The organism is uncultured Roseibium sp. (genome assembly GCF_947499295.1).
Classification (GTDB): Bacteria; Pseudomonadota; Alphaproteobacteria; order Rhizobiales; family Stappiaceae; genus Roseibium.
Genome location: NZ_CANMNP010000003.1, coordinates 166,069 through 187,297, shown reverse-complemented (window position 1 = coordinate 187,297; position 21,229 = coordinate 166,069). Strand labels below are relative to the sequence as shown.

The following is a 21,229-nucleotide window of genomic DNA, read 5'->3' as shown; positions in this document are numbered from 1 at the left end:
ACAAAAAAAACCTTCCCGTATAGGGAAGGTTCTGAAAGTCTTTCGGATCCGCCTTGTGTATCGGCGGATCGGCCGTTTTCCGGAATTCAGTCGTCGCGATAGACTTTTTCCCGGCGTTCATGCGCTTCCTGAGCCTCAATAGACAGGGTCGCAATCGGCCGAGCTTCTAGGCGCCGAATAGCAATCGGTTCGCCAGTCTCTTCGCAATAGCCATAACTCCCGTCCGCAATGCGTTCCAAAGCGTCATCGATCTTCGAAATCAGTTTCCGTTGACGGTCGCGGGCACGCAGCTCAATCGAGCGATCCGTTTCAGACGACGCACGGTCAGCAAAATCAGGGTGGTTCTGGCTCTCTTCCTGAAGATTTGTGAGCGTCTCTTTGCTCTCCTTCAGGATCTCTTCCTTCCAGGCAAGCAGCTTGTTTCGAAAATACTCACGCTGCCTGTCATTCATGAACGGCTCGTCTTCCGAGGGTCGATATTCAGACTCAATTTCAACCGTCATCGATAGCTCCGGTTTACCGTTATGCCGGGCGCAATATATAGCCGGTTCCCTCAGTCGACAACGGTTCATTTGCGAAAACACAGATTAAAAAAAGTTAATAACTTTCAATCTGTTGCGTCAAATTGCTAGCATTTATTGAGAATTTTCGATTTGGGCCGATGGGCTTCAGTCCGGGAATCGGCCGAGCTTTGCAAGTTCCACTTTCACTCGCAATTCGATCTCTTCCAGCACCGAATCGACCTGCGGATCACCGCTGTTCTGACGGTCCGACACTTGACGAGAAAGCAACTCCAGACGGTCTTCAGATACATGTCCCCCTAGAAGGTCGGCTCGTAGAGTTTCCAGGTTGTCCAGCAGTTGATGCCCGTGTTTGGCTGCTTTCCTGCGTCGCTCTGAAAGTGCATCGACTTCCTGCAAGGCAAGCAACGCATCCATCCCCTGGATAGCCGCGCCGCCCGCGGTCTGTGCGCTTTGGGTTACTTCTGCACCCAAATCAGGCGCAAAGCTGTCCGAGCCGGCGTCAGTACGCTTTTTTGCGCCCCTGCCCTGCACGCCTGTGATCGGTTTATTGCCTGTAATCCGCATATTGGTTTTTCCAGTCCGCCTTGCGGCACAAATGGCACCAAGTTGATTACGCGTTCCCGGAGCCTGTCAGATTCTGCCGGTAAGGGTAAATGAGTCCTTGCACATCAGGCAATATTTGCCGGGCCCACAAGGCGTTTCATCAACTCAATCCTGAAGTTTGCGTGGATATTGACACAAACATACCAGTATCCGGCGCAGAATCCCGTCATTTATTAGCCATGTCCGAACATACTTGGAAAACTGGCACGGCTCTCGCATTACGCAATTGGCAAATAAGCGAACCGCAAGGTTTGACCTGGGTTTACGAAACGGATCAAAAACAGCTTATGCGACAGACGGGCAAAACACATTCTGGAAGGAAAGCGCAGCTTGCGCTGCTGTTTACGGTTCTTTGCACGGCGACGGTCTGGCTTTTGACACCCGCAGCCGCAGCTTCCCGGATCAAGGATATCGCCGACTTCGAGGGAATTCGTGAAAACCAATTGATCGGCTACGGTCTTGTTGTCGGCCTGAACGGCACCGGAGATTCGCTTAACAACTCGCCGTTTACTCAGCAGAGCCTGCAGGCAATGCTTGAACGATTGGGCGTTAACACGCGAAACGTAGACCTGAATACCGACACGGTCGCCGCAGTGATGGTCACGGCGAACCTACCGCCCTTTTCCACGCAGGGAACCCGTATCGACGTCAATGTGAGTGCACTGGGCGATTCTGAATCGCTTCAAGGTGGAACACTCCTGGTAACGCCGCTGGTCGGCGCAGATGGCGAAGTCTATGCCATTGCGCAAGGTTCGGTCGCCATCGGAGGCTTCTCCGCGCAAGCCGATGCAGCGTCCGTCGTTCGCGGCGTGCCGACATCTGGTCGTATTGCAAATGGCGGCCTCGTGGAACGGGAGTTGGATTTCAGGCTCGCGTCGCTGACCACGCTTCGTTTGGCCCTGCGAAATCCTGATCTTACAACGGCGCGCCGGATCGCGCTTTCCATCAACGAACTCATCGGCATGCCAACGGCGGAGCCGCTGGATCCCTCGACTGTGCGCATTGATCTTCCGCGTCAATATGACGGCAATATTGTCGATCTGCTTACTGACATCGAGCAATTGATCGTGGAACCGGACTTAGCAGCTCGGATCGTGATCGATGAGAACTCCGGCATTATCGTGATGGGGCAGGATGTGAAGGTTTCGATGGTTGCAGTCGCTCAGGGCAACCTGACAGTAACGATTGCAGAATCACCGCAAGTATCTCAACCTCTTCCCTTCGCGAACGGTCAGACAGCAGTTGTGCCGCGCTCGGAGGTCGGTGTGGACGAGGACGGAACAAAACTTGCGATCGTTCCTGAAACAGTCACGTTGAAACAACTTGTTGACGGATTGAATGCCCTGGGCATCGGCCCTCGCGACATGATCTCAATCCTGCAGGCAATCAAGGCCTCTGGCGCCCTTCAAGCGGATATCGAGGTGCTGTAATCATGGAACTTTTTTCTTCCGCACTGAACCAACTGCCACCGCAGAACAATCCTCAAAACGGCGCTACGCCCGACAAAACGGAAGTTCGCCAGGCAGCTGAAGAATTTGAAGCGGTATTCTTGAACACAATGCTTCAGAACATGTTCACCGGCCTCGGCGAAGGTGGGACCTGGGGCAAAGGTCATGGGGCAGATGCTTGGCAAAGCCTGTTGATCGACGAATACGCCCGAACGATCGCTGAATCAGGCGGTATTGGATTGGCCGACAGTGTCGAACGCGAATTGATTGCTCTGCAGGAGGGATCCAGATGACAGCTCAACCGAACAACACCTCTTTCCCGTTTTCCCTTGATCGGCCAAACAGCCCTCAAGAAGCAGAAGGCTTCTGCTCGGCATTGTCCGGTACAATGGAGGCACTGCTATCGGTGATCGAGATGGAAACCGACCTTGTAAGGGCCGGGAAGCTGAAAGAAGCCGGTGAGCTGCAGGCGGACAAAGCACGGCTGATACACGAATATACACGCGGCATGATGACCGCCAAGGAACACGCCGTTGCCCTTGGCAACCTCGCCCCGGCAGCCACTCAGTCTCTGAGAAGGCAGCACGGCGAGTTTCAACCGGTTCTAAGGATAAACCTAGCTGTGTTGTCGACGGCACGGGATGTTGCCACCAATCTGGTCGCAACAGTTGCAAAGGCCGCAGGCGCTAAAAATGCTGCGGCTCCAACCACATATGGCCGAACCGGCACAGCCCCCGAAGGCCCTCAATCAGCACGAGGAATTGCGGTCAATCAGGCGCTTTAGGCCGCTTGCCCGTTCCAGGGAAACACAAATTCTCGAATAAATACAAAGCCCTCTTTCGGAGGGCTTTTCTGGTTTAGACGCAATTCCGAGAGATATCCCTGTCGCTTATTTCATTGTGCAACCAGACCAGGCAACGAATCAGGAACATCCACAACCTGCAAGACAAGGGTCTTTCGAAATCTAATCATTCCGTTAACGGAGGATTCATTCCCATACGTTATCTTCCACAGTAACGGGTATTTGTATTTCGTAACCCGGAGGGAAAGATGTTGGATACGGGAATTGCCCGGCCGCCATCGCCGACCTACACGGCGATCACGCCGGCTACACGGGCTCCGGAGAGAAACCAATCTGCTGCGGCAACCGAATTGCCGGCAGAAGAGACAGTTACGCCGTCTAGCGAAACTTCCGGCGGTCAACGATCCGCAACTTATGAAAACGAGCGCTCTTTGTTTGAAGACAAGGCTCAACGGCTCGAAAGACGCAACGTCGCCGATCCGGAGAGCGGCAGCTTTATTTATGTCGCTACAAACATCGACACAGGTGAAGTCGTGCGCCAGGTTCCGAGCGAGACTCTTCGCAGGCTGCGCGCATATGCAGAGACAATGGATCAGCAGCAACCCTCCCCAAGATCACAGATCCTGGAGCGCACGGCCTAGCCACAAGGCTACGCACGTCACGCCGCCCTCAAGTCAAGCCGATTGAGCTTTGCAGAGATACGAATCTCGGCAGCAATGCCTGGATACGGTAACGACAATCGGCACTTGCTCCTAAGCTCCATTACTAGTCAGCATAACCTGGGCCCTGAAACCGCAAGCCCGTTCGTCGACCCGCCCCGCGCAATCCACTCTCATTAAGAATGAAACGTACTGATTCCTCTTATGAATCAGCCCGTTTACTTCTCCTTAAACATAAGTAAAAACCAAGAATTAACTAAGCAGATTAACTATTATTTTTCACCAATACTTAAAGTTAAAACACGCTAACCAAATTACTTAGGATTCAATACAAGTTTGACTGACAGAGTTCCCCAGTCATTCAGGAAGAATGGCGTCAATACTACAGAAGGAACTCTGTGATGGGTGATATCACCATTTCTAGCGCGGTGCGCACGAACCTCAATTCTCTTCAGGCGACTTCTCAGCTGATGAGCTCCGTGCAGGAACGGCTTTCAACCGGTAAAAAAGTGAATTCAGCTCTGGACAATCCGAATTCGTTCTTCACGGCGCAAGGCCTTGAAAACCGTGCGAGCGACTTGTCCACTCTGCTCGATGACATGGGCCAGTCGGTTCAGAACCTGAAAGCAGCGGATAAAGGCATTAGCGCGATTTCGGATCTGGTTGACGCGGCGAAAGCAAAAGCAAACCAAGCCTTGCAAACGTCCAGCCAGTCAGAACGTCAGCAGTACGCTTCGGAATACAATGAGCTTCTGACGCAGATTGAAGATTTGGCGGGAGATGCTGGTTACGGTGGCAAAAACCTGCTTGGCGGAACCGGCAACGACCTCTCAGTGACTTTCAACGAAGATGGCTCTTCTTCGCTGTCGATCACGTCCGTTGACTATACCGACACAACCAGCTCAACTGGCTTGAACCTGTCGGACCTTGCAGCTGGCGATAGCGGTACAGCTTCCATTGCACTGACCAATGGTACAGCAACGACCGCGCTGACTGCAGGTGACACACTGGTTTCCGATGACGATTTCACTGCAGGAGATACACTGACTCTGACCGACAGCACCGGCACAGAGCTCGGCTCTCTGGAAATCACCGCATCTACCACGGTTCAGGACCTGACCGACTTCCTCGATGACAGCAGCACTGATGTCAGCGCTTCTTTCTCGGCGGGTTCGGTTGCCATCACGGCTGACTATGAAGTCACCGTTGATTCAGACGCCAGCGGTTTCACTGCAGTGTCGACAACGCACTCAACGACGAATGGGTTCTCGTCCGACTCCAAGATCGAGTCGACCCTGGACAGTTTGACAAGCGCGCAGAACACTCTTCGTTCTCAAGCTTCCACGTTCGGTACAAACCTTTCCATTGTTGAGAACCGGCAGGACTTTACCAAGTCACTGATCAACACTTTGGAAGAAGGTGCTGGCAAGTTGACCCTGGCAGACACCAACGAAGAAGGTGCAAATCTTCTGGCTCTGCAGACTCAGCAGACACTGGCTTCTACCTCACTGTCCCTGGCAGCACAGGCAGACCAGAACGTGTTGCGGCTCTTCTAAGCCCCTCACCTTCACCAGTAGGAACAAAAGGGGCGGCGGCCGAAAGGTTCGCCGCCTTCTCTTTGCTTACCAAACATTAAGGTTAAAGTGCGCTAACCATATATCTTTACAGGTTGTTTCCTAGATAGGCGGCTAGATGTCTCCCGAACCCAGGAAGGGTTTGAGTATCTCGTATTCCTAGAAGGGAAACAAAATGCCAGACATTACAATTTCGAGTGCTGTGCGCTCGAACCTCAACGCACTTCAATCCACATCTCAGCTGATGAGCTCCGTGCAGGAAAAACTTGCAACGGGCAAGAAAGTGAATTCGGCCCTTGATAATCCGAATTCATTCTTTACGGCTAAGGGCCTGGAAAATCGTGCGAACGACCTTTCGACCCTGCTCGACGACATGGGCCAGTCGGTTCAAACTCTGAAGGCAGCCGATGAGGGCATCTCTGCGATCTCCGACCTGGTTGACGCAGCAAAGGCAAAAGCCAACCAGGCCCTGCAGACATCCAGTCAGTCAGAACGCCAGCAGTTTGCATCCGAATACAACGAGCTTCTGACCCAGATCGAAGATTTGGCAAAAGACGCTGGTTACAAGGGCAAAAACCTGCTTGGCGGTACCGGCAACGACCTTTCGGTTACTTTCAACGAAGATGGCACGTCTTCACTGTCGATTTCGTCAGTTGACTATACCGATACAACCAATTCTGCAGGACTGAACCTGTCAGATCTTGCAGCTGGTGATACTGGTACAGCTTCCATCGCGCTGACCAATGGTACAGCAACGACGGCGCTGACCGCAGGTGACACGCTGGTGTCCGATGACGATTTTACCGCAGGCGACACGTTGACCCTGACGGATAGCACAGGCTCTGAACTCGGCTCTTTGGAAATCACCGCCTCGACCACGGTTCAGGACCTGACTGATTTCATTGACGACAGCAGTTCCGATGTCAGTGCCACTTTCTCTGCTGGTTCCGTAGCGATTACAGCAGATTACGAAGTCACCTTTGATTCGGACGCAAGTGGCTTCACTGCAATATCGTCGACACACGCAACTACAAACGGGTTTTCCTCCGACTCCAAGATCGAATCGACCCTGGATAGCCTGACAAAGGCTCAAGACACTCTTCGAGCCCAAGCGTCAACTTTCGGTACCAATCTTTCCATCGTTGAGAATCGGCAGGACTTCACGAATGCCCTTATCAACACGTTGGAAGAAGGTGCTGGCAAACTGACCCTGGCGGATACAAACGAAGAAGGTGCAAATCTGCTGGCCCTTCAGACCCAGCAGTCTCTTGCTTCTACTTCGCTGTCTCTGGCGGCGCAGGCAGATCAGAACGTGCTTCGACTGTTCTAAGTCAGACACAAAATATCACTGAAAAAGGCGGGCTTTGGCTCGCCTTTTTTGTATTGAGGCACCTTGTTTGCAATAGGTGACCTACCCCCCTTCCCTTTCCAAAATCGCTATCGACTTCAAAGCGTTAACGCCCCGTTAACCCTATAATGCGATCCAATTAACCAATGATTAGGGTTAACAGGAGATGATCCTAATCAACCTGCTCAGGACGAGCAGAAGTACATTGTGACCCAGGAAAGGGAATTACCAGATGCAGGACATCACCCTGTCAGCTGCCGTGCGGCAGAACCTTCTCACGCTTCAATCCACCGCAGACATGATGTCCGGCGTCCAGAACAAGCTGGCGACTGGATTGAAAGTGAATTCCGCGCTGGACAATCCGAATTCCTTCTTCACCGCATCCGGCTTGAACTCGCGCGCCAGCGATCTGGGCAATTTGCTTGATGACATGGGCCAATCGCTTCAGACCATCAAGGCGGCCGACAAAGGTATTCAGACCATTACCGATCTGGTCGAAACCGCGAAAGCCAAAGCAAACCAGGCGCTGCAGACGCAAAGCCAGTATGAGCGCAAGACGTTCTCAGAACAGTATAACGATCTCCTGGAACAGATCGAAGACGTTGCGAAAGACAGCTCCTACAAGGGTAAAAACCTGCTCGCTGGCGACGGAAACGACCTGACGACAATCTTCAACGAAGACTCGACGTCAAAACTGACCATCGAAGCTGTCGACTATACCGACACCTCGCTTTCGAATGGCCTGAACCTTTCAGATCTGGCAGAAGGTCAAGGCGGCGCAACGTCCTTCACGCTCCAGGGTGGCAAGACGACGATCACCCTTGAGTCTTCAACTGGTGGCCCGAGCCTCAACTCCAGTTCCACCCTGTCAGACTCTACCTTGATCGCAGCGAGTGCAACACTGTCGCTTTTTGACGGTGCAGCAACTCCAGCGGCGGTTACCGGCGGTACACTGCAAGCCACTGCAGGTGTGACCGTTCAGGACCTAATCGACAATCTCAACGGAATAGCTGGCGTCCGCGCCGAATTCGATGAGACTAATGGTGAACTAACCGTCTATAGTGACGAAGATCTCTCGTTGAGCACCAGCACAGCCGGTGCAGCATTTGCCAACGTTGCAGCGACAGCCTTCGCGGCTGACACAGCTGTTCTTGCAGACAGCGGTTCTTTTGCTGTTGGAGACACTTTGACACTAACGGATGGCAACGACTTCGAACTCGGTTCACTCGAAATCGAAGCGGACACAACGGTTCAGGATCTGGAAGACTTCATCGATGACTTCAACGGTGTGAATGCTTCCTTTGACACCGGTTCCGGACTGCTCTCAATCCAGTCAGATACCGATCTCTCCCTGACAAGTGATAGTGCTGACTTCGCCTCTTCCGGCTTTACAGCAAACACTACTGGTGTCAGCGTCGCGGCATTGAGCGACAGCGGATTTGCCACAGACAATGACATCAACCGCGTCGTTGACCGATTGAACACCGCGCTCTCGAACCTGAGATCTCAGGCCTCTGAATTTGGTACCAACCTCTCGACCGTTGAGATCCGTCAAGACTACACAAAGACGATGATCAATACTTTGCAGGAAGGTGCCGGTCTCTTGACCTTGGCTGATACCAACGAAGAAGGCGCGAATTTGCTGGCTCTTCAGACCCGTCAGCAGCTGGCCTCAACGTCGCTGTCCTTCGCGTCGCAGGCGGATCAGACAGTGCTATCTCTCTTCTAATAAAAAGAGAATCAGTCAGACGCACGACTCACAAGCTGACAATCAGAAATGGCGGACCACTGGTCCGCCGTTTTTGTTTTTGTTCCCGATTACTGAAAATCTACGCTGAAAAATCCTTCAACTTTTCAATATGTTAAAAGAAACCTTTTGGTAACTTTTATTTACGGCAGGTTAATGAGTGCATGACCGCTTAACTTTCCATTTAGATTTACGACGAGGGTGCGTCTTGATCTTGAAACAACAAGAACGCCCCTTTGAGAGTACTGAATAGGAAAAGCGGTGAAGTCTCATGCCTGATATTGTTCTTTCAAGCGCGGTCCGGGACAACCTCCTGTCGCTCAAGCAAACAGCCGATCTTCAATCAGTCACGCAAACGCGATTGGCCACGGGTCTGAAAGTCAACACGGCACTCGACAATCCCAATTCGTTCTTTACGGCACAGTCTCTGAATGACAGGGCCAGCGATCTGTCCAATCTCCTGGACAATATGGGACAGGGCGTTCAAACCATTCGTGCTGCGGACAAGGGCATCACATCGATCACCAAACTTGTCGAATCGGCGAAAGCGATTGCCAACCAGGCTCTTCAAACTTCAAGCGAATACGAGCGCAAGCAGTTCACAAGTCAGTACAATGATCTCCTCGAGCAAATTGAGGACATGGCCCGCGATTCCAGCTACAAGGGAAAGAACCTTCTGGCAGGTGCGGGCAACGAGCTCGAAGTGATCTTCAACGAGGACAGCACTTCAAATCTGACGGTCAATCCTGTTGACTTTACGGACACAACCCTAGACGACGGATTGAATCTCGATGACCTGGACCCTGGCGGAACCGGAACATCATCATTCGACATTTTCGGCGGAACCGCGACAATCTCCCTCTCCGGGTTGCAGGCATCATCAAATCTAACTGATCTGGGCGCCTGGGCCGCGGGCGACGTCGTGACAATCGTGGACAGCTCAGGAACAACCTCACTGACGGTAGGCACCAGTATCACGACTGTACAAGATTACGTTGATGCGCTTGACGGCCTGAACGGTGTTCATGCCTCATTCGATGAAACCACTGATTCAATCACAATTACGTCCGGTCTTGATAACACTGTTTCAATACAGAAGGACACCGCTGGTGGCGGCACGCAAACCAATGGCGGTGATGTAACGACCGCTACAACCTCCCTCTCCGTATCCGCTCTCACAGCTGGCTCTACTCTGATCTCTTCTGGTGGATTCCAGGCAGGTGACACGATCACAATCACGGACGGCAACGGATTCGAACCGGCTTCGTTGGAAATTGACGAAGAAACCACTGTCAGTGACCTTGTCAGTTTCATCGACAACGTCAAAGGCCTCGATGCCTCTTTCTCCGGCGGCAGCATCAGCCTGATTGGTGAAGTCTCTTTTGACATAACCAGCAACAATTCAGATTTTAATCGAGGTACACTCGGTAGCGGAACAGGCTCTGTAAGCCTCTCCGCCTTGGCATCGGAGTTCAAAACCGACACAGATATTGATCGAACGCTTCAGGCAATCAATGCGGCTCTGGATGAGCTTCGAAATGCTGCCCGTGCCATGGGTACCGCTCTTTCGACCGTGGAAATCCGCACTGATTTCACCCAGAATCTCATCAACACGCTCGAGGTCGGTGCAGGTGAGCTAACCATTGCCGACATGAACGAAGAAGGTGCTAATATGCTGGCACTGCAAACACGCCAGCAGCTCTCATCGACCGCTCTGTCGCTAGCCAACCAGGCTGACCAGAGTGTTTTGAGCCTGTTTGGTTAACACAGTTGGTAAATTTCATTAAGGTATCAGTGATGGTCGTTAACCAATTCGTTAACGTTTCATGGCGATACTCATGTGTGGAGGTCACAGAATGGCGCTCAAGGTCGAGCTGAAACCGGGCGAGCGAATTATCATCGGTGACAGTGTCATTACGAATGATAACCAGCGAACTCGCCTTTTTATCGAAGGCCAGGCACCCATTCTGAGAGAAAAGGACATTCTCACACCGGCCACTGCGGATACGCCAGCCAAACGGGTCTATTTGGCCGTGCAGCTGATGTATCTGTCTACCGACTTGGAGAGGATTCAGGAGAACTACTTCACCCTCGTCAACGATATCGTGAAGGCCGCACCGAGTACGATTCCATACGTTACAAGAATTAGTAACGCCATCATAACCGGCGCCTTCTATAAAGCACTGAAAGAAGCACGCAAGCTCATTGAGTATGAAGGGACGCTGATCGGTCATGTACAAACAGGCAGCGCAGGCTTATCAGAAGACCAGCCAGGTGGCAGTGTCACCGAGGGAGCTGGAAGCGAATCTGCTGATGAAAGCCGCAGCCCGGCTTCAATTGATCAAGGATGAATGGGCGGACGCCTCCCTCGCGGAAAAGGACGACGTGCTCACCTATAATCGAAAGCTCTGGACAATTCTCGTAACCTCGGCAACTGGCGCCGAAAGTCAGTTGCCACAGGATATCAAAAACAACATCGCATCACTTGGTGTTTTTGTCTTCAGGCAAACGGTGACCGTGATGTCTTCAGATGACCCCAACAAGGTCACAACGCTTATCAGCATCAATCGAGCCATTGCTGAAGGTCTTAGAGCACAGCCCGAGTAGGGACTTAGACCTCGAAACATCAAAGGGCCGGCGCTCATTGCGACCGGCCCTTTTTGTTTCTGCCCGCTGGGTTGTTCAGCTTATGCCAGAACAACAGATCAGAGATAATCGGACAGGCTCAGATTGAAAACAATCGACGATGCCCTGTAGGAAACTTCGATGTTGTTTTGCAACGTCAGGATCTCGGCAGCCAGTTGATCCTTGTCGACACCTTCAATCTCCGCAATCGTGCCTTCATAGCTGCTTTTGATCTGGACGTGACGGTCATTGGTCATGGAGGCGGTTCGATAGGAGATGGCAATATCTGTCGAGATATCAACGATACCTGATTGATCAACGCCAGGCGGTTGCAGTGTGGTCCGAAGATTTGCAGAAAGTGCGTTATAGTATTCTTCGTCAGTTTGGGTTCCACCTGAGAAATCGGCGGCAACAAATGCGGCCAGGGACTGCACCAGTTCCTTGAGCGGCGTTTCGTTTGCGCGTATCCCGTATTCAACTGTCAGATTGCCGTCGACCACAGCATTCTTGTCAGTTCTGGGGTCGGTTGTTGTTGTATTGCGCCCGGTGTACCACTCAACCGTTGTCGACCCACCCGCGGTCAGTGCGGTTGCCGTGTCATAAGGCGGGCCGTCGATCCGCTGCGGCTCTTCACCGCTATAAGTGCTGAAGAACTCTTCTGCCGCCCATTCGTCGGAAACAGCCCGAAGCTTTGTTTGTGCCTGTGCTTCGATTTCTGTGGCCAGTGCGTCTCGCAGATTTTGGGCAGTCTCTTCAAGATCGGCACCGATCTGAAAAGTCCCCTCCTCTTCCGTGTTTGACGCAGCAGTGAATTCAATGGTGATTGTGTCAGTGTGATCTGGCGGCAGGCTCAGTTCTACGGAAATAGTCTCACCAAGCGCCGGTTGACCGGTGAACTGGACGTCAAAACTGTCCGGGTCGGCTGCGAGCGGACCGGTCACAGTGACATTGGAAAGTGTGGACGCCACCGAGGCAATATCAAATCCGAAGTCGTGCGCTCCGTCCTCGGCGATCGTGAAGGTGGAGTCGGTTGGCACCAGGCCGGCGTAATTCGTGGTCAAAGCTGACGTCGTTGTTCTGCCAGTATTGGCAGATCCAAGATTGGCCGACGCAAACTCGTCCATGTAATCGCGCAATCCTGACAGCGACCCCGACCCGTTCAAGATGTCTTCGAGCGGAGCGACGGGATCGTTGACGGCGTCCGTGCCTCCGAACACATAGTAGCCAGCGATCTCGGTATTCAGAATATTCAGGGTCTCGCTCAACAGCAGCTCGGCGCGAGACTGCGTCTGCGTCTGCCCATCATCCTGAATGACGAAGTCGTTGGTATCGAGCGCCGATTTGGCATCGCGTCGGATATCTTCGAGCCGTTCCAGCGACATCGTCGCCGTTTCAAGATGAAGGTTCGCGATCGTGATTGTCTGCTGGTAGGTCTCGATCATGCTGACTTTCTGGGTCAACTCGATGTCGAGCAATCGCCGGTCACCGATTTCTCCGTAGGTCGATCCCACCTTGCCGCTCGCAAGCTGCGTTGTCTTTTCCGCGAGCTTGTCATTCAGCGCACCCAGCTGCTGGGTCAGATAGGTCCGTGACGTGGTAATGGACGAGACAGGCATTACACTAAACCTTAGACGATGTTCAGAAGCTCATCGAAGAGCTCGTTGATGGTTTGCATCACGCGGGCGTTGGCCGCGTAGGCGTTTTCCAGCTGAACCATGAAGGCCAGTTCTGTGTCCAGATCGACCGCATAGCTCTCTTCGTAGCGGATCGCGAGATTCATGGTCAGCGTCTCTTTTGACTTTGCATACGTCGCCGCGTCTTCGGCCTGGTTTCCCTGGTACGAAACTGTCTGATTGACGAAATCTATGATGCTGCCCTGGAAGGGGGTAGAGCCGCTACCGATGCCTGTGCCAGGATCGAAATAGGTCGATGAAGACGTCAAGGCGTTGGCGAGAAACTGGGCCCGCGCAGGATCGTTGGCGGTATTTGCCGTCGGAGTCGTCTGGTAGTTGACCAGCAGCGCACTGTCAGCCAAGAGATCTGGATTGATTGCGATGCTGTTCGCATAGGAAAGCCTTTGACCGCCGTCTTCCAACGCGTCGGTGAATTCAACGGGTGAATCCCGGCTATCGACAAAGATCGCCAGCCCAAGGCCTTGATCGCTATTGGCTGTCACAGTCACATTGGCGTTCAGGCTTTCCACACTGGTTGGTCCGGTGTTGTCGCCAAGAACGCGCAATTCGTCGGAACCGTTGTTACTGACCAACAAGCCTGTACTGCCAAGCGCGGCGACGATGTTGGTGATATAGGTGGACGGCGTCCCGCTTGAAATGTCGATCCCGAATACAGTGTCATTCGGATTTGCGGTTGCCGAATTGTCGAGCGGCAACAGCGAAGCATCTTCAACGGCAACCAACGTCACTGTCTGAGCATTTCCACCAGTGTCCGTATATTCCAGCGTGATTGTATTGCCTGACTGCAGCGCTGAAACATCCAGGTCAAAACCGCTGTCCAACCCGACGGTGACGTCGCTGCTCTCAACTGTAACGTTGGAAAAAGCCAGAGACATTTCTGCGGCGATAGTATCAAGTTGCGCCTGGGCTTCGACAAGTATGTCGTCCCGCAGTTCCGCAGTCGCGACCATGACGCCGGAATTCGAGGCCGCGATCAGATCATACGACGTACCGCCGGACGTCGTAACCATAACCGTGTTGCCGGCTTGTCCGGGCCGCAGGATGTGGGAGGGTGTGAAGCTCAGCGTGGAGGCTTGGTTGTCCGCATAGAGCTGTTGCCCATCGGCTGTTTGGATGAACAACGTCTCATTTGCACCCTTGGAGACATTGACATCAAGGTAACCTGAAAGCTGCTCGACCAACCGATCCCGCTCATCTTCCATGTCAGCGGTCGAAATCCCGGACTGATAGGCATCACGAATGGCATCGTCGATATCTTCGATGCTATTCAAAAGTCCATTGACTGTATCGGTTTGCGCCGCGAGTGCGCTGTCGGCCTCCTGACGCAGATCGTCAATGCGTTCATATGAGCTGTTGAGTTGTCTTGCGAAGGAATCTGCAATCGATACAACGTCGCTCTGGGCCGCAAAGTTTCCCGGATCATTGATCAGGACAGACAATGCAGAAGACAATTGCCCGGCAAGAGATGTCAGACTGCTGCTGTCATTGATCGTGCCGAAGATATCGTCGAGCCGATCGGTGAAATCGTTGATTTGTTTGGCGTAGTTCGTATCCGACAGCGAATTGAAGTAGTCGGCCTGAACGTATTCGTTCACGACCCGTCGCACTTCTGTCGCATTCATGCCCGCAACGTTGCCAAGACCATCGAAATAGACCTCAGCCGAAATCGTTTTCTTGGAGTACCCGGCCGTATCCGCGTTAGCGATGTTGGTTGCCGTGACATCCAGCTGGCGCTGGTTGTATTGAATCCCGAAGACCGCAGTATTCATGGCACTCATCAGACCCATGGCGGCTTCTCCTTCGTTAAACGCTGCGATTTAGCCAGAAAAGCCGGCGGGTAATCCCGCCGGCGTTGATGGTCTTACCGGACCATGTTGAGCGCGCTGTCCAGCATCTCGTCCGCAGATGTCACAATTCGCGAATTTGCCGAGTAGGCCTGCTGAGTAACGATCAGCTTCGAGAATTCATCCGCAATGTCGGCATTGGAGAGTTCGAGCTTTTTGGCCAGGATCTGACCACCGCCAGTTAAGTCCGCCTCACCTGAGGACGTTGTGGCGGCAAAGCCTGCACCATCGACGCGTCGCAGGTTTTGCTCAGCCTCGAAAGTCGCCAGTGGGATTTCATAGACAGCCCGTTGCTGACTGTTGGAGTAACTGGCGATAACACGGCCGGATTCGTCGACGGCAACACCGGTCAATTCACCGGCAGGATAACCGTCCTGATCGAGGGATACAGAGCTCGTCGCTCCATCGGGGTCTGAGTATTGCGTCAAGGACCCATTTGAGAAGGAGAACTCAACATTCGCCGCCGTCGTCCCGCCGATATCAAGAGACGCAATCGTGAAGCCATCACCGGTACCGTTGACTGCGCCGATAGAGCCGGCCGTCATACCGTTCAACTCACCTGTCGTATCGAAGGTGACATCACCAACATCGTACCAGGCGTTGGTCGCATCACCACCGGAGCCGATATACATTGTCCACTCATCATAGACTGGACCGGTTGAGTTGTAGTTCGCCGTTTTTGCGTAGCGAACTTCGACATTCATCGCAGTACCATTTTCATTGTAAATGGTAATCGACCCGCCAGAAACAGAACTATCAAGAAAGTCTTGCTCATCTGCAACAGCAACATCGCCGGTACCGACACCCGCGTCCAGAAGGGCAGAAGCATCAGTGGTGCCATCATAATCGGTCGTATCGGGAATGCGCGGCAGGTTGGCCTGGTATTCGACGGTGGTTGTCGCAGATGCAGCGAGCGGCTGGTTCTCGATCCGGACAACAGTTGGATTGTCGCCAATGGCATTGCCCGTGTCCGGGTCAAGCGGGAAACCCTGAAGGTAGTAGCCCGACGCATTGATCAGGTAGCCTTCCTTGTCCCGCTCGAAGTCTCCCGCACGGGTGTAATAGGTCTCATCGGCGAAGGTTGTCGATCCATCGACAACATCTGACGCCTGCGTCACAACGAAGTATCCTTCGCCGTTGATTGCCATGTAGGTATCCACATCAACAGACGTGATGTCGCCCTGCACCGTATTGGTTGCGCGCGATGTGGCAAAGGTCGTACCGGAAACCTGCGCAGCCTGCGTGGCTCCGCCACCGGACACAAGATCGGAGAAGGTAGTATCCAGCCGCTTGAAGCCGGTGGTCTGCGAGTTGGCAACGTTACCGGAAATATTTTCCAGCGCCGTCGCCTGCGCAGCCAGTCCAGAAACGGCTGAGTTAATAGCCCCATAAATACCCATATTCGGTCCTCTTGATAGCTTGGGCACTGCTGACGCGGGCTTGCGCCCATAATCCGCCACATACCCGCAAGGGACGTGCCAATTCACCAAAACAGAATAAAAACTATATTTTTCAATAATTTAAATGAAATAGGCGGCATTCGCAGCAGTCAGCCACATCGGCAAGGAATGGACAGGAAGGCAAATTCTTCCCCCTGCAATGGGCAAGTCTGTCCGCATGAAGCCGAGGATTGCTGCATTCTTTTTGCGGGCTTGCGTCCTTCTCTACGTCCTGTCACTTTCGCCGGGATTTCAAGTTTAATGGACGAGCAAATGCGCTTTGAGGGAACTGATAATTACGTCGCAACCGAGGATCTGAGGATCGCAGTCAACGCTGCGATCGCACTTGAGCGACCGCTCCTGGTCAAAGGTGAACCGGGAACCGGCAAAACCGTCCTCGCACAGCAAGTGGCGGCAAGTCTCAACACGCCCTTGATAGAATGGCACGTCAAATCGACGACCAAGGCACAACAGGGACTTTACGAATACGATGCAGTGTCCCGATTGCGCGACAGCCAACTTGGGGATGAACGGGTCAAGGACATCAACAACTACATTCGAAGAGGCAAACTCTGGGATGCCTTCGAGGCGCCTGAAAGACCCGTGCTGCTGATCGACGAGGTCGACAAAGCAGATATTGAATTCCCGAACGATCTGCTCCTGGAACTCGATCGGATGGAATTCCACGTTTATGAGACAGGCGAAACGGTTCGCGCCGAACAGCGTCCGGTGGTCATCATCACTTCCAACAATGAAAAGGACCTGCCGGATGCCTTTCTTCGCCGGTGCTTTTTCCATTTCATCAAGTTTCCGGACGCTGAAACCATGACCGACATCGTCGAGGTTCATTTTCCAGGCATCAAGCAGCGCTTGTTGTCTGAAGCCTTGCGGCTCTTTTATGATGTGCGCGACGTGCCGGGACTAAAGAAAAAGCCGTCCACTTCTGAACTGATCGACTGGATCAAGTTGCTGTTAAACGAAGACATTGACCCGGAAACCCTTCGTCAACAAGATAGCTCCAAACTGATACCACCGTTGCACGGCGCACTCTTGAAAAACGAACAGGACGTGCATCTATTCGAACGTCTTGCCTTCATGGCACGGCGCGAACGATCCTAGGAGAGCTTTTTGGTGAAATGGCCTTCAGTCCTGCACTTGGTTTCAGGCCTAGTTCTGTCAATCGCTGTGACGATGGGATCGGCCGGGGCGCAGGTTCCACCGGAGAAGGATGCCGGATGGCAGAGCGATGTCAGTGGACTTCGTCATTTCACCGGTTTGCGTTGTCCTGACACGATCGGAGCGTTCTCTCGTATCAAGGTCATGGAAGGAGATGCCGTCAGTCAGGCCAGCTGTATCTATACCGGCCGTGACGGCATCACCGCCGTGTTGCGCAAACACACTCAAGGCACCGGCCGCCGGGAAGCACTAACTTTTTCCAGAAGCTACAAGGCAGCTGGTTTTGAGCCAATCACATTGAGCGGGGCAGCCTCTACCGGCATTTCATTCAGAACCCGCAACTGGACGCCGACAAGTCTCTGCGAAACTTTGTGGTATTTTTCCGGGACCGACGCTGACTATACGCTCTGGCTTTCCTATACACTGCCGACTCAAGAAGCCGAAGTCGGACCGGCCATCGCAATCTTCACAAGCGCGCTGGCCGATCAGAACTGACACGCGACCCGACCCGGCAACACAACAACTGGAAGCGTCATGCGGCTACTTCTTCTCAGACATGCAAAGTCAGACTGGGGCGGCGATGATCTAATGGATATTGATCGTCCATTGAACAGCCGCGGCAAGGCAGCAGCCATGAAAATGGGCCGCTATCTTCAGCAAAACGGCCTTTTGCCAAATCAGATCATGTGCTCAACCTCGCAGCGCACTCGTGAAACACTCTCCCGTGTCCTGCAGTTTTTGCCGCAGGAAGCGCAGATCCACCTGATCTCGGATCTCTATCGGCAAGGTGAAGACGACTATGCACCGCTGATACGCCGGTATGGTGGAAGAGCACAAAACCTGATGGTGATCGGTCATAATCCGGCCACCGAAGACACAGCCCTCAGTCTGACCGGCACGGCAGCGCCAGAAGCCCTGGCTGATCTTGAAGAGAAATACCCAACAGCAGCGTTGGCTGTTCTGGATTTTGACATCGCCGACTGGTCAGAATTGAGCCCCAAAACCGGTCACCTGGAACGATTTGTCAAACCGAGAGACCTCAAGGACGAACCGGACTAGGTTACCGCTTGAGGTTCTTTTCCAAGTGAATTCCCGTTGATCCGGCACCTGCGCGCGCTTACATGAACGCGCTGGAGGCAGTTTTGAACCCATTGACGACATTGACGGAAGAAACCCGTCTTACCCTGGCCAACCTTGCGGATGCTGCAACCGACCTTGCAGTACCAAGCGTAAGGCTTGGAGTGACTGGACTTGCCCGCTCTGGCAAAACGGTTTTCCTGACAGCTCTTGTGCACAATCTCGTCCACGGCGGACGGCTTCCTGTTTTCAGCGCAGCTGCCGGACATCGGATGACAGGCGCTCGCCTGCAACCGCAACCCGATGACGCCGTCCCTCGCTTCGACTACGAAGCGCATGTGCGCGCCCTGGTCAGCGAACGGGTCTGGCCGGAGTCCACCCGGCAAGTCGCTGAGCTGCGGCTGACAATTGATTATGAGAGCGCCTCCTATTTCTACCGCAAATTGGGACCAGGCCGCCTGCATGTCGATTTGATCGACTATCCCGGCGAATGGCTCTTGGATTTGCCGTTGCTGAACAAGGACTATGCCACATTCTCCGCAGAAGCCTTGAAGCGCGCCCGCGCAGCAAACCGCATCGACATCGCTTCGCCCTTTCTGGAAGTCGTTGGCAGGATGTCACCCGACACGGAGGAAAACGAACCGGCGGCCCAGGAGCTTTCTGCGGCATTCAAAAATTACCTCGCCGGATGCAGAGCCGATACGCACGCGCTTTCCATGCTGCCGCCAGGGCGTTTCCTCATGCCCGGCGATCTGGACGGTTCCCCCGCCCTAACCTTCGCGCCACTGGATTTTCCCGCTGATGCCGGTGCGGCCCGAACGGGGACGTTGCGTTCCATGATGGAGCGACGGTATGAAGCCTACAAGACCCATGTCGTTCGCCCCTTCTTCCGAAATCACTTCGCGCGGCTGGATCGCCAGATCGTGCTTGTCGATGTCCTCAATGCCCTTAACGCAGGTCCGGATGCGGTTGCAGATCTTGAGGTCGCACTCAGCGAGGTGCTCGGCGCTTTCAGGCCAGGCAAACGAAGTTGGCTTTCATCAATCCTGACACGCCGCATCGACCGGATCCTGTTTGCCGCAACCAAAGCGGATCACCTTCACAGCTCAGACCACGACCGGCTCGAGGCAATTTTGAAACGGCTGGTCGCAAGGGCCGAAGAAAAAGCAAGGTTCAAGGGTGCGAAAGTTGACGTCCTGGCGATGGCTGCGGTGCGCGCAACACGCGAAGCTACGGTCAAACATCGCGGCGAAGCACTGCCTGCGATCCTGGGAACACCATTGCCGGGCGAGCGGCTGAACGGCGACACCTACGACGGAAAAACCGAAATCGCCATGTTTCCCGGAGACTTACCCCAGGATCCTGAATCACTTTTTGACAAAGATGAATCACTGCATGAAGGGCTTCGACCAAGCTTGCAATCCGCTCAGGCCGATCTTCAGTTTTTGAGATTCAGGCCGCCGGAACTGGACACGACGGCAGAAGGTCTCACTTTGTCACTTCCGCACATTCGACTGGACCGTGCCCTGGAATTCCTGATCGGAGATCGACTCGCATGACCGGAACCCCTCCCCCTTCTGGACGTCGTCCGACTGCGTTTCGACTTGACGACCGCAAGGTTCGTTTGACCGACGACGATGACAAGGTGCCGTCAGCCGACGAAGCGCTAATCACTCAAGCATTTCTGGAAGACGAGGAACCGCGCCTGCCACGTGCTGCCAGCACGCCCAAATCCGGATTCAAATTCGGCAAGTGGCTGATGATCGGGCTGTCTGGCCTCGTTTCGCTGACAATCGGTCTGGCTGTCGACAGTCTGATCCGGGATCTTTTTGCACGTACCGACTGGCTGGGTTGGCTAGGCGTTGCACTCGCAACGCTTGCTGCACTCGGTCTGTTGGGTTTGGCCTTGCGTGAAATCGCCGGACTGATGCGTCTCGGCAAAATCGACAAGCTGCGTGACAGACTGTCCGAAGCCGCAGAAAACGATGATGCGGGCGCCGCGACAAGCGGATTGAAAGAGCTGCTGGCGCTTTATCGTGACAGACCGGAAACCGCGCAGGGTCGCAAGGCCCTCGCCGGTCACATGCGTGAAGTGATCGATGGCCGGGACCTGATCAAACTTGCGGAGCGGGACCTCTTGCGCCCACTTGATCTCGAGGCAAGACGTATCGTGATGAACAGCGCCAAGCGGGTATCCATAGTTACCGCCGTCAGCCCGCGCGCTCTGGTCGACCTCCTTGCAGTCCTTTTTGAAAACCTGAGAACCATACGGCGTCTGTCGGCGCTGTATGGCGGACGCCCAGGAACACTCGGCTTCCTGCGCTTGGCAAGGCAGGTTCTGACACATCTGGCTGTGACAGGAGGCATGGCGGCTGGCGACAGCCTGGCCTCGCAGGTTCTTGGTCACGGACTGGCTGCGCGCTTGTCGGCACGGCTTGGTGAGGGCGTTGTAAACGGACTTCTGACGGCACGGATTGGCATCGCCGCAATCGATGTCTGCCGTCCGGTTCCTTTTGTCTCTGGAACTGGACCTTCAATTTCCGACTTCATGGGTGAATTGGTGTCACTGGCAAAAAAAGAAGACCCCCAAGCACCCAGCTAGATATTACCGGCGGATTTGAGCTCTTGCCCACCTTCTCGAAACTGCAATGCCTATCAACCCGCCACGC

General features: G+C 53.7%; 20 protein-coding genes. 15 read left to right on the top strand and 5 right to left on the bottom strand.

The window, feature by feature from the left end:
* Positions 1 to 86: 86 nt before the first annotated feature.
* On the bottom strand, positions 87 to 503 hold the full coding sequence (gene dksA / locus Q0835_RS07390; RefSeq protein ID WP_152500971.1) for an RNA polymerase-binding protein DksA: 417 nt from the start codon (positions 501 to 503) through the stop codon (positions 87 to 89).
* 165 nt (positions 504 to 668) lie between these two features.
* A complete protein-coding gene (locus Q0835_RS07385) occupies positions 669 to 1,088 on the bottom strand; it encodes a flagellar assembly protein FliX (protein ID WP_298819447.1) in 420 nt (139 codons plus the stop codon).
* A 326-nt stretch (positions 1,089 to 1,414) separates the two neighbouring features.
* Between Q0835_RS07385 and Q0835_RS07380 the strand changes: the two genes are divergently transcribed.
* The 10 genes from Q0835_RS07380 (at position 1,415) to flaF (ending at position 11,312) form a co-directional block, all read left to right on the top strand.
* Positions 1,415 to 2,557 (top strand): flagellar basal body P-ring protein FlgI, encoded by a 1,143-nt coding sequence (locus tag Q0835_RS07380; protein WP_298819445.1) that lies wholly within the window; start codon positions 1,415 to 1,417, stop codon positions 2,555 to 2,557.
* 2 nt (positions 2,558 to 2,559) lie between these two features.
* Positions 2,560 to 2,868, top strand: coding sequence for a rod-binding protein (locus Q0835_RS07375; protein ID WP_298819442.1), 309 nt, complete (start codon positions 2,560 to 2,562; stop codon positions 2,866 to 2,868).
* Entirely contained in the window at positions 2,865 to 3,359 is a 495-nt protein-coding gene (locus tag Q0835_RS07370) for a flagellar protein FlgN (RefSeq protein ID WP_298819440.1), read from the top strand. Before Q0835_RS07375 ends, Q0835_RS07370 begins: the two co-directional genes overlap by 4 nt.
* Before the next feature lie 266 nt (positions 3,360 to 3,625).
* On the top strand, positions 3,626 to 4,018 hold the full coding sequence (locus Q0835_RS07365; protein ID WP_298819437.1) for a hypothetical protein: 393 nt from the start codon (positions 3,626 to 3,628) through the stop codon (positions 4,016 to 4,018).
* Between the two features lie 419 nt (positions 4,019 to 4,437).
* Complete coding sequence (locus Q0835_RS07360) at positions 4,438 to 5,592, top strand: flagellin (RefSeq protein ID WP_298819435.1); 1,155 nt, start codon at positions 4,438 to 4,440, stop codon at positions 5,590 to 5,592.
* A gap of 193 nt (positions 5,593 to 5,785) precedes the next feature.
* Entirely contained in the window at positions 5,786 to 6,940 is a 1,155-nt protein-coding gene (locus tag Q0835_RS07355; RefSeq protein WP_298819433.1) for a flagellin, read from the top strand.
* A 250-nt stretch (positions 6,941 to 7,190) separates the two neighbouring features.
* Positions 7,191 to 8,687, top strand: a complete 1,497-nt coding sequence (locus Q0835_RS07350; RefSeq protein ID WP_298819431.1) for a flagellin — start codon at positions 7,191 to 7,193, stop codon at positions 8,685 to 8,687.
* Positions 8,688 to 8,976: 289 nt separating this feature from the next.
* Positions 8,977 to 10,470, top strand: coding sequence for a flagellin (locus Q0835_RS07345; protein ID WP_298959808.1), 1,494 nt, complete (start codon positions 8,977 to 8,979; stop codon positions 10,468 to 10,470).
* A 91-nt stretch (positions 10,471 to 10,561) separates the two neighbouring features.
* Complete coding sequence (gene flbT / locus Q0835_RS07340) at positions 10,562 to 11,056, top strand: flagellar biosynthesis repressor FlbT (RefSeq protein ID WP_298959805.1); 495 nt, start codon at positions 10,562 to 10,564, stop codon at positions 11,054 to 11,056.
* Entirely contained in the window at positions 10,938 to 11,312 is a 375-nt protein-coding gene (gene flaF, locus Q0835_RS07335; RefSeq protein ID WP_298819425.1) for a flagellar biosynthesis regulator FlaF, read from the top strand. The genes flbT and flaF overlap by 119 nt, the downstream gene beginning before the upstream one ends.
* Positions 11,313 to 11,410: 98 nt before the next feature.
* Here the strand turns inward: flaF and Q0835_RS07330 are convergent, their stop codons facing one another.
* The 3 genes from Q0835_RS07330 to Q0835_RS07320 form a co-directional block, all read right to left on the bottom strand.
* Complete coding sequence (locus Q0835_RS07330) at positions 11,411 to 12,946, bottom strand: flagellar protein (protein ID WP_298959802.1); 1,536 nt, start codon at positions 12,944 to 12,946, stop codon at positions 11,411 to 11,413.
* Positions 12,947 to 12,957: 11 nt separating this feature from the next.
* Positions 12,958 to 14,811 carry a flagellar hook-associated protein FlgK gene (flgK, locus tag Q0835_RS07325; RefSeq protein ID WP_298959799.1) on the bottom strand — a complete coding sequence of 618 codons (1,854 nt, stop codon included), beginning with the start codon at positions 14,809 to 14,811 and terminating at the stop codon, positions 12,958 to 12,960.
* A gap of 74 nt (positions 14,812 to 14,885) precedes the next feature.
* On the bottom strand, positions 14,886 to 16,268 hold the full coding sequence (locus Q0835_RS07320; protein ID WP_298819418.1) for a flagellar hook protein FlgE: 1,383 nt from the start codon (positions 16,266 to 16,268) through the stop codon (positions 14,886 to 14,888).
* A 312-nt stretch (positions 16,269 to 16,580) separates the two neighbouring features.
* Here Q0835_RS07320 and Q0835_RS07315 point away from each other — a divergent pair, with 312 nt between their 5' ends.
* The 5 genes from Q0835_RS07315 (at position 16,581) to Q0835_RS07295 (ending at position 21,162) form a co-directional block, all read left to right on the top strand.
* Entirely contained in the window at positions 16,581 to 17,426 is an 846-nt protein-coding gene (locus tag Q0835_RS07315) for a MoxR family ATPase (RefSeq protein WP_298819416.1), read from the top strand.
* A gap of 12 nt (positions 17,427 to 17,438) precedes the next feature.
* Positions 17,439 to 17,978, top strand: coding sequence for a hypothetical protein (locus tag Q0835_RS07310; protein ID WP_298819414.1), 540 nt, complete (start codon positions 17,439 to 17,441; stop codon positions 17,976 to 17,978).
* 39 nt (positions 17,979 to 18,017) lie between these two features.
* The gene (locus Q0835_RS07305) at positions 18,018 to 18,542 is read left to right on the top strand and encodes a histidine phosphatase family protein (protein ID WP_298819412.1); all 525 of its coding nucleotides are present in this window, start codon (positions 18,018 to 18,020) and stop codon (positions 18,540 to 18,542) included.
* Between the two features lie 83 nt (positions 18,543 to 18,625).
* Entirely contained in the window at positions 18,626 to 20,119 is a 1,494-nt protein-coding gene (locus Q0835_RS07300; protein WP_298959797.1) for a YcjX family protein, read from the top strand.
* Entirely contained in the window at positions 20,116 to 21,162 is a 1,047-nt protein-coding gene (locus tag Q0835_RS07295; RefSeq protein WP_298959794.1) for a TIGR01620 family protein, read from the top strand. Before Q0835_RS07300 ends, Q0835_RS07295 begins: the two co-directional genes overlap by 4 nt.
* Positions 21,163 to 21,229: the final 67 nt, after the last annotated feature.

Bases quoted from the DNA above. Each gene is read 5' to 3' on its own strand.
- dksA (WP_152500971.1), bottom strand. From the start codon at position 503: ATGACGGTTGAAATTGAGTCTGAATATCGACCCTCGGAAGACGAGCCG.
- Q0835_RS07385 (WP_298819447.1), bottom strand. From the start codon at position 1,088: ATGCGGATTACAGGCAATAAACCGATCACAGGCGTGCAGGGCAGGGGC.
- Q0835_RS07380 (WP_298819445.1), top strand. From the start codon at position 1,415: ATGCGACAGACGGGCAAAACACATTCTGGAAGGAAAGCGCAGCTTGCG.
- Q0835_RS07375 (WP_298819442.1), top strand. From the start codon at position 2,560: ATGGAACTTTTTTCTTCCGCACTGAACCAACTGCCACCGCAGAACAAT.
- Q0835_RS07370 (WP_298819440.1), top strand. From the start codon at position 2,865: ATGACAGCTCAACCGAACAACACCTCTTTCCCGTTTTCCCTTGATCGG.
- Q0835_RS07365 (WP_298819437.1), top strand. From the start codon at position 3,626: ATGTTGGATACGGGAATTGCCCGGCCGCCATCGCCGACCTACACGGCG.
- Q0835_RS07360 (WP_298819435.1), top strand. From the start codon at position 4,438: ATGGGTGATATCACCATTTCTAGCGCGGTGCGCACGAACCTCAATTCT.
- Q0835_RS07355 (WP_298819433.1), top strand. From the start codon at position 5,786: ATGCCAGACATTACAATTTCGAGTGCTGTGCGCTCGAACCTCAACGCA.
- Q0835_RS07350 (WP_298819431.1), top strand. From the start codon at position 7,191: ATGCAGGACATCACCCTGTCAGCTGCCGTGCGGCAGAACCTTCTCACG.
- Q0835_RS07345 (WP_298959808.1), top strand. From the start codon at position 8,977: ATGCCTGATATTGTTCTTTCAAGCGCGGTCCGGGACAACCTCCTGTCG.
- flbT (WP_298959805.1), top strand. From the start codon at position 10,562: ATGGCGCTCAAGGTCGAGCTGAAACCGGGCGAGCGAATTATCATCGGT.
- flaF (WP_298819425.1), top strand. From the start codon at position 10,938: ATGTACAAACAGGCAGCGCAGGCTTATCAGAAGACCAGCCAGGTGGCA.
- Q0835_RS07330 (WP_298959802.1), bottom strand. From the start codon at position 12,946: ATGCCTGTCTCGTCCATTACCACGTCACGGACCTATCTGACCCAGCAG.
- flgK (WP_298959799.1), bottom strand. From the start codon at position 14,811: ATGGGTCTGATGAGTGCCATGAATACTGCGGTCTTCGGGATTCAATAC.
- Q0835_RS07320 (WP_298819418.1), bottom strand. From the start codon at position 16,268: ATGGGTATTTATGGGGCTATTAACTCAGCCGTTTCTGGACTGGCTGCG.
- Q0835_RS07315 (WP_298819416.1), top strand. From the start codon at position 16,581: ATGCGCTTTGAGGGAACTGATAATTACGTCGCAACCGAGGATCTGAGG.
- Q0835_RS07305 (WP_298819412.1), top strand. From the start codon at position 18,018: ATGCGGCTACTTCTTCTCAGACATGCAAAGTCAGACTGGGGCGGCGAT.
- Q0835_RS07295 (WP_298959794.1), top strand. From the start codon at position 20,116: ATGACCGGAACCCCTCCCCCTTCTGGACGTCGTCCGACTGCGTTTCGA.